Source organism: Brasilonema angustatum (genome assembly GCF_059505445.1).
Genome location: NZ_JCACKO010000027.1, coordinates 52,385 through 59,126, shown reverse-complemented (window position 1 = coordinate 59,126; position 6,742 = coordinate 52,385). Strand labels below are relative to the sequence as shown.

Annotated in this window: 3 protein-coding genes; 1 reads left to right on the top strand and 2 read right to left on the bottom strand. The window is 44.7% G+C overall.

What is annotated here, in order from left to right:
- Window positions 1-3,264: nSTAND1 domain-containing NTPase (locus AC5JM2_RS07025; protein ID WP_495834184.1), on the bottom strand; the 3,264-nt coding region annotated here is incomplete at its 3' end.
- Window positions 3,265-3,461: 197 nt separating this feature from the next.
- Window positions 3,462-5,666 carry a caspase family protein gene (locus AC5JM2_RS07020; RefSeq protein WP_495834183.1) on the bottom strand — a complete coding sequence of 735 codons (2,205 nt, stop codon included), beginning with the start codon at window positions 5,664-5,666 and terminating at the stop codon, window positions 3,462-3,464.
- A 274-nt stretch (window positions 5,667-5,940) separates the two neighbouring features.
- On the opposite strand from AC5JM2_RS07020, the gene AC5JM2_RS07015 reads away from it, so the two are divergent.
- The gene (locus AC5JM2_RS07015; protein ID WP_495834182.1) at window positions 5,941-6,729 is read left to right on the top strand and encodes a DUF429 domain-containing protein; all 789 of its coding nucleotides are present in this window, start codon (window positions 5,941-5,943) and stop codon (window positions 6,727-6,729) included.
- Window positions 6,730-6,742: the final 13 nt, after the last annotated feature.

Here is a 6,742-nt window from a genome sequence, read left to right as displayed (position 1 = left end):
GCCATTAACCGAGTTTGTATGTCCAGTCAGGGTTTTAATTTCTTTAAGCGTGGCGGTATCCCACAGTTTCACCGTGTTGTCACCACTAGCAGAGGCCAGGATTTTGCCATCCGGGCTGAAGCTCGTGCCATTAACCGAGTCTGTATGCCCACTCAGGGTTTTAATTACTTGACCAGTGGCGGTATCCCACAGTTTCACCGTCTTGTCAAAACTAGCAGTTGCCAGGATTTTGCCATCCGGGCTGAAGCTGGTGCCATTAACCGAGTCTGTATGCCCACTCAGGGTTTTAATTACTTGACCAGTGGCGGTATCCCACAGTTTCACCGTCTTGTCCCTACTTGCCGTTGCCAGCATTTTGCCATTTGGGCTGAAGCTGGTGCCATTAACCGTGTCTGTATGTTCACTCAGGGTTTTAATTTCTTGACCAGTGGCGGTATCCCACAGTTTCACCGTGTTGTCAACACTTGCCGTTGCCAGGATTTTGCCATCCGGGCTGAAGCTCGTGCCATTAACCGAGTCTGTATGCCCACTCAGGGTTTTAATTACTTGACCAGTGGCGGTATCCCACAGTTTCACCGTCTTGTCAAAACTAGCAGTTGCCAGGATTTTGCCATCCGGGCTGAAGCTGGTGCCATTAACCGAGTCTGTATGCCCACTCAGGGTTTTAATTACTTGACCAGTGGCGGTATCCCACAGTTTCACCGTCTTGTCAAAACTAGCAGTTGCCAGGATTTTGCCATCCGGGCTGAAGCTGGTGCCATTAACCGAGTCTGTATGCCCACTCAGGGTTTTAATTACTTGACCAGTGGCGGTATCCCACAGTTTCACCGTCTTGTCAAAACTAGCAGTTGCCAGGATTTTGCCATCCGGGCTGAAGCTGGTGCCATTAACCGAGTTTGTATGTCCAGTCAGGGTTTTAATTTCTTTAAGCGTGGCGATATCCCACAGTTTCACCGTGTTGTCACCACTCGCAGTTGCCAGGATTTTGCCATCCGGGCTGAAGCTCGTGCCATTAACCGAGTTTGCGTGTCCTCCTAAGGTGTTTGGGGCTGCGACATTGTCAACTGTATTGAGTAATGTCAGTTCTACCTGTGTGCGGGTATTAGCATCTACCAAGGGTGTATGTTGCATTTGCACAACAGCTTTTAAACTGGCTTTTAAGGCTTTTGCCCCATCTGAGTTCAGCAGCGCATCTGAAGTAGTCGTAAGAGAATTAATTTGACTGATGGCAGCATTCCTCCAGCCCACACCAGCGACGCCTGCTAAAATTAGAGCTACCGCAGAAAAGCTACTGAGTCCAATAATTGTTAGTTGCCTGGTGCGATCGCGTTCTTGTTTCTCCCGAACCCGTTGACTGGCACTAGCCTGAATAAAGTCTCGTTCCTCCTGCGTCATTTCATCTGAACGTTTTTGCAACCAATCTTCTGCTACAGTTAACGGCACACCTCGCAACAACGCCCCAGAATCATGGTTATTATTTTTCCACTCCAGCATTGCAACTTTTAACCGTTCCTGCCAAACGCGAAACTGACGATTAGCATTCATCCACTCTCGCAAAGTTATCCATTCCCGAATCAGCGCTTCATGCACAACTTCTACTGCATCTTCTCCTGACTTGTCATCCCGTCCCGTAACAACTAAACGGGCTTGATATCCTGCTAAATAACTTACCAATCCCCAATTCTCTTCCCCAACTTCTTTGCGGGTAGCCAGCCGTCGAGTATCTTCCGTTCCTTCCCCCGGACGCACTAATTGTACAAAAATTCGCTGTGCCTGCTTTTGCTCTGTTTGGCTAAGTTGACTATAAACCTGCTGGGCATGATTAGCTAATGCCTTTTTCACACCGCCAATCTCAGTATATGCTTGGTGAGTTAACAATCGGTTTTCCTGCTTTGACCACAATCGGGTAAGAGCAAATTCCAACAGTGGTAAATTGCCCGGTTCAAGTCCCACATCATCCAAGATTCGCTCTTGTAATTGTTCCTCAAATTGCACTTCCAGCTTTTGGGCTGGTAGGGCGATCGCTGCTTGTAGTTCCTCCCGACTCATGGAACTTACTAGTTGGGGTGTAAACTCCTGCAATGCATCCCGAAACGGGCGGTAGGAGAGAACATAGCCGTAGAAGTCAGCGCGTAAAGTAAAAACCAATGTTAAACTTTTCTGATGGATAGCTTCGAGCAACATATCAGTAAAGCGTTCTTGTTCTTCCTTCTGGCAAAGGGTGTAGAGTTCTTCAAATTGATCTACAAACAGTAGAAAACGTTTATCTGAGTTACGTTCTATAATACGAGACGCTACCCGCTGTAAGGTCACTTTACCCTGCTGTATATCTGCTGCTAGTTCAGCCGCTGAACGTAATAGTTGAGTCTCACCAATTTCTGGTGGTTCTAATTGACGCACGAATACAGAAGCAAGCTGATAAAATGGTTGATTACCAGGACGCAAAGACTCAATGAGCCAATTTCCTTCACCTCGCAACTGTGGAATCAGTCCAGCAAACACCACCGAAGATTTGCCACTCCCACTTGGACCAATCACTGCTACCAACGACTGAGAGCGAGTTGCTTGCACTAAGCTGTTTACAAATGTATCACGTCCAAAAAAGAATGCTGCATCTTCTTCCCCAAATGCAGACAATCCTTGATAGGGGTTAGGAGGAATAACTTCTGTTTGGGGTACTATGGGGGTAATTAACTGTTTTTTTCTTAGTAGCGGAGTTTGCTGTTCCAAAAAACCAATCATTTGAGAACAGCCAAGTTCATAGGCAAATTCCACCTCTTCCCCTGCTGCTATGGCATCATAAAACGCCACCGCAAAACCAACAGCTGCTTTATCCCCTACTGTCTGAGTCATACCAATCACATAATTGACGTGTTGGCGAATTGCTTCTGCTTGCATTTGGGAGTAACAAGCGTTTAAAAGGACACATTCAACTCCTTTAGTAGCAAACAGCTTAAACATGCTTCCCAGCGCCTCGGCGGAGATTAATGCAGGCTGTCCTGTTTCATCTTCCAAAACAATACCATCTTGCCCACCACCATGTCCGCAGAAGTGAACAATTTGCGGCTGATAATCTAACATGGCGCGGTAAAAGTCACGCTGACGTACCGCCCATTTTTGCTCTAACTTGAATTCTGCTCGTTTGTTAGCGCGTCGTAATCCTTCATCAATTTCCCGTACCTCTTCATCAAGTCGTAGCCTTGAGGTACTTGTCGGATTTGCTGCCAGAATTAAAATGGTTTTGATCTGGGCGTTGTTGTTCATGGTATCTGGAAAAGGTTTTAGAGCTAGCCTATTGAGGATTTACGCACTGAAAACCCGAAACCTTGATCCCCCGTAGCCCTGCTAAAAAAGGGGGGAATCTCAAAAGCCCCCTTTTTAACTCTGTTGGGGGATCTCTTATGCCTAAGTTCTACTATTAAACAGCTAACAGCCAATAGAACAAATTAGCCGTTAGCTATTTAACAATTAACAATCTTCTTCACCACCAGTTTCACCTGTTCCGTTGTCCATTTGTCACTGGGATAAGCCGCAGCACTGACATCTCTATTTGGGGGTTGTTCACTCGCAACTGCTGCTAATAATTCTTCAAGTGGGTTAGTTGCTCTAAATACCTGTGTTCCTTTACGAGGTTTGTCTAGTGCTGGTAGTTCAAGACACCGGAAATTCGTTGCACCAACTGTGGCAAAAACTTTGAGAACATCGGCACTTTCGTTGTAACCTTCAGAAAGGCTTGTATGGATGCGAATCAGTTTCTCCCTGCCCGGATCTAACGGTTCAAAGGCACCAGCACCTTCTGGGTGTAGCTGGGAAATACTCCAATCAGCTTGAATTGCCAGTACGGTAATATTGAGAACTTTGGTTGATTCATTGCGGATACGCAGTATTGCATATTCATCTACGTCAAAGGTTGGGACGTTACCTGGAGCATTTAATGGCAGTAATTCACCTCTGTTTTCTCCTGGTAGGCAGATGTCAACTTTTAGTTTTCCTGCAAATGATGATATAGGATCGTTGTTGTCTAGTTGTAAAGTCGCTTGATACTTGGAAAGATGCACTAAGCGGTTGACGACACTAGCTGCAGCATTGTGTTCGTCTACTTTGAGTAGAGGGCGCAAATTAATTAATTCTCCACCTGCATCCAGAATTTCATACTCACCTTCAGCGTTGACAGATACCTGATAGGTGACAGGTTCATCACTCGGTTGATCGCTAGATAAGAACTCTACCCAACCATTGCCTTCTACGTTTTCTTTAACGGCTTTGACTGCTGTCAATGCTTCTTTATAATCTATTTCTTTTGGTAGTTGCTGATTTTCTAAAGGAGGCAACAGGCGTACTTTTCGGACAAGTTTGACGCTAGGAGACAGTAGTATAGCAGAAGCACCATCTTCAATCATTCCTTCACTGAGGGTTTGCTGTGTTGAATTACCCGCTTTAGAAGGAGGAACATAAAGACGCAAGTTATTACCTGCTTGTTCTTGACGCAGGATTTTGGTAATTTCAGCAATAGATTCTTCTGCACCCACTTCTACAACTTTAGCCAGTGCGACTCGTTTATCAGTTTGGGAAAAATCGCTTATGCCTAATTGATAGATAGCAAACTCCGCGCCCTTACGCAAACCTTGTGCTTCGCCTGCTTGCAAGAGTACCTGATTCTTTGCCACATCTACTTTCTTGACAAGAATGGCAGACTGTGAGTTTGTAGATTTACCGCCGAAGATTAAGCGATCGCCTTCTCCTTGCAGCATTGGTGTTTGTTGTTGAAACTGACTGTTTATTTTGGCGAGGATGCGATCGTGCAGTACCTTTAAAGTACAATCATTCCCCAGCTTCTGTAGAGAGTCTAATAACCAATAAGTTAACGCACCATTCCTTTCTTTACCATCAAAAGCATATTCATAAGCAGACTCATTATCCCGACAAGCAGCCAATAAAACATATCCTTTAGGTTCAGGTAACCATCCACTAGCTGTAGTTACGTTGCGAGTGTTTTGTTGTCCCTGTGTTAATCCTTGCCAGTTTTGGATCAATTCTTCAGTTGATGCAACTAAGCTTTGTGTTGGTCGTGGCGTTGTATCTATAATATTCTTATTTAAACCGCGAATATTAGAATCATTAATTTCTCCTCGTGTTGCTCCTCCAGAATGACAGCTATCCAGAACCAGCGTGACCACTAACTTTTTATCTACCATATTTTGTAGAAGTTTTGCCAACTCTAGATCACGAAGATAACGAGCTTCTGAATTACCAATATCTGTAGGGACAAGTGATTCATCTACCCCGTAGCTTCCTTTAAGATCAGGATAAATTGTTGTCGAACGTCCACCATGTCCGGAGTAGTGAATGTAGACTTGGTCTTGAGGTTGAGCTAAATCAGTGAGTTGCTTAAATTTGGCTACAATATTCTCATATGTAGGTAGCTGCTCGGATGGCTCTTGCGGTATGTTGGGACTCTCAGAGTTGGAAGCTGTGAGTTTAAGAATATCTGCTGGGGGTACTTGCAGTACGTTTGTTAAGAAAGATTCGACATGATTAATGTCGCGCACACAACCAGTAAGACTGCTGTAAAAACCTCCTTGTGGTAGCATGTTCGGTAAATAGCAATCAACCCCAATCAATAAAGCGAAGAATTTGGAGCTAGATTTTGCACTTTGTTGAATCATATAAGGCTGCACCTTCTAAGAACTTCCAGAATCATTCCAAAACAAGAGCAGTCAATGGAACTGTTCCATAGTTCTTACTAGATGTCACCAAGGCTGACTTATGCAGGAATCAAGTGAGTGTTCATATCTCATTACTGAATGAAGTACTATAGGACTCGTATTTGATTTTTGACGAAGCTAGGTACATTTTTATTGCTTCTTAAGCGTTAAGCGTTCCCTGTTAAGCGTTCCCTGCTATATGTCAAAGACTAAGGAGGAAACAATTCATACAACAATGAAATTTCTCGGAATTGACTTAGGCTGGAAATCCCAACCCAGCGGCTTATCCTACTTAGAATTAATAGATGGAAAACTGCAAATACAAGATATAGACCGCAAAGAATCTATTGCAGACATCTTAACCTGGATTGATACTTGCGTTACACCAGAACAACCCGCCATCATCGGTGTAGACGCACCCACTCTCATTCCCAACGCTACTGGAAGTCGCTTACCCGACAAACTCACCCACAAACACTTTGGCAAATATCACGCTGGATGCTATCCAGCAAATCTCGGCTTGCCCTTTGCAGAAAGAACAGTCAACTTTGGCTTAGAATTAGAAGTCCGTGGTTTCGCCCACGCACCAACTATCGAACCACAAAAACCAGGCAGATACCAAATAGAAGTTTTTCCTCATCCAGCCATAGTTAATTTATTTGGTTTAGAACGAATTCTTAAATATAAAAAAGGACGCTTGAGCGATCGCCGCCTCGAACTCATCAAACTCTACAATTACATCACACAAATCTTACCCTCTCTCGATCCCCCTCTGTTTTCTCTGCGTCTGGGCGGTATGTCCTCCGGACACGCTGCGCGTTCGCTCAGCGTCTCCGCAGGAGATACGTTTCTTCCCGAAATTCCCACCACAGGCGCAGCCCTTAAACAAGTTGAAGACAAACTCGATAGCCTCATCTGTGCTTATGTCGCTGCATACTGGTGGTTTTGGGGGGAGCAACGTAACCTGGTTCTGGGCGATCGCACTACAGGTTACATTGTCGTCCCCTCAAAAAGTCAAAAGTAATTCTTTTTACTTT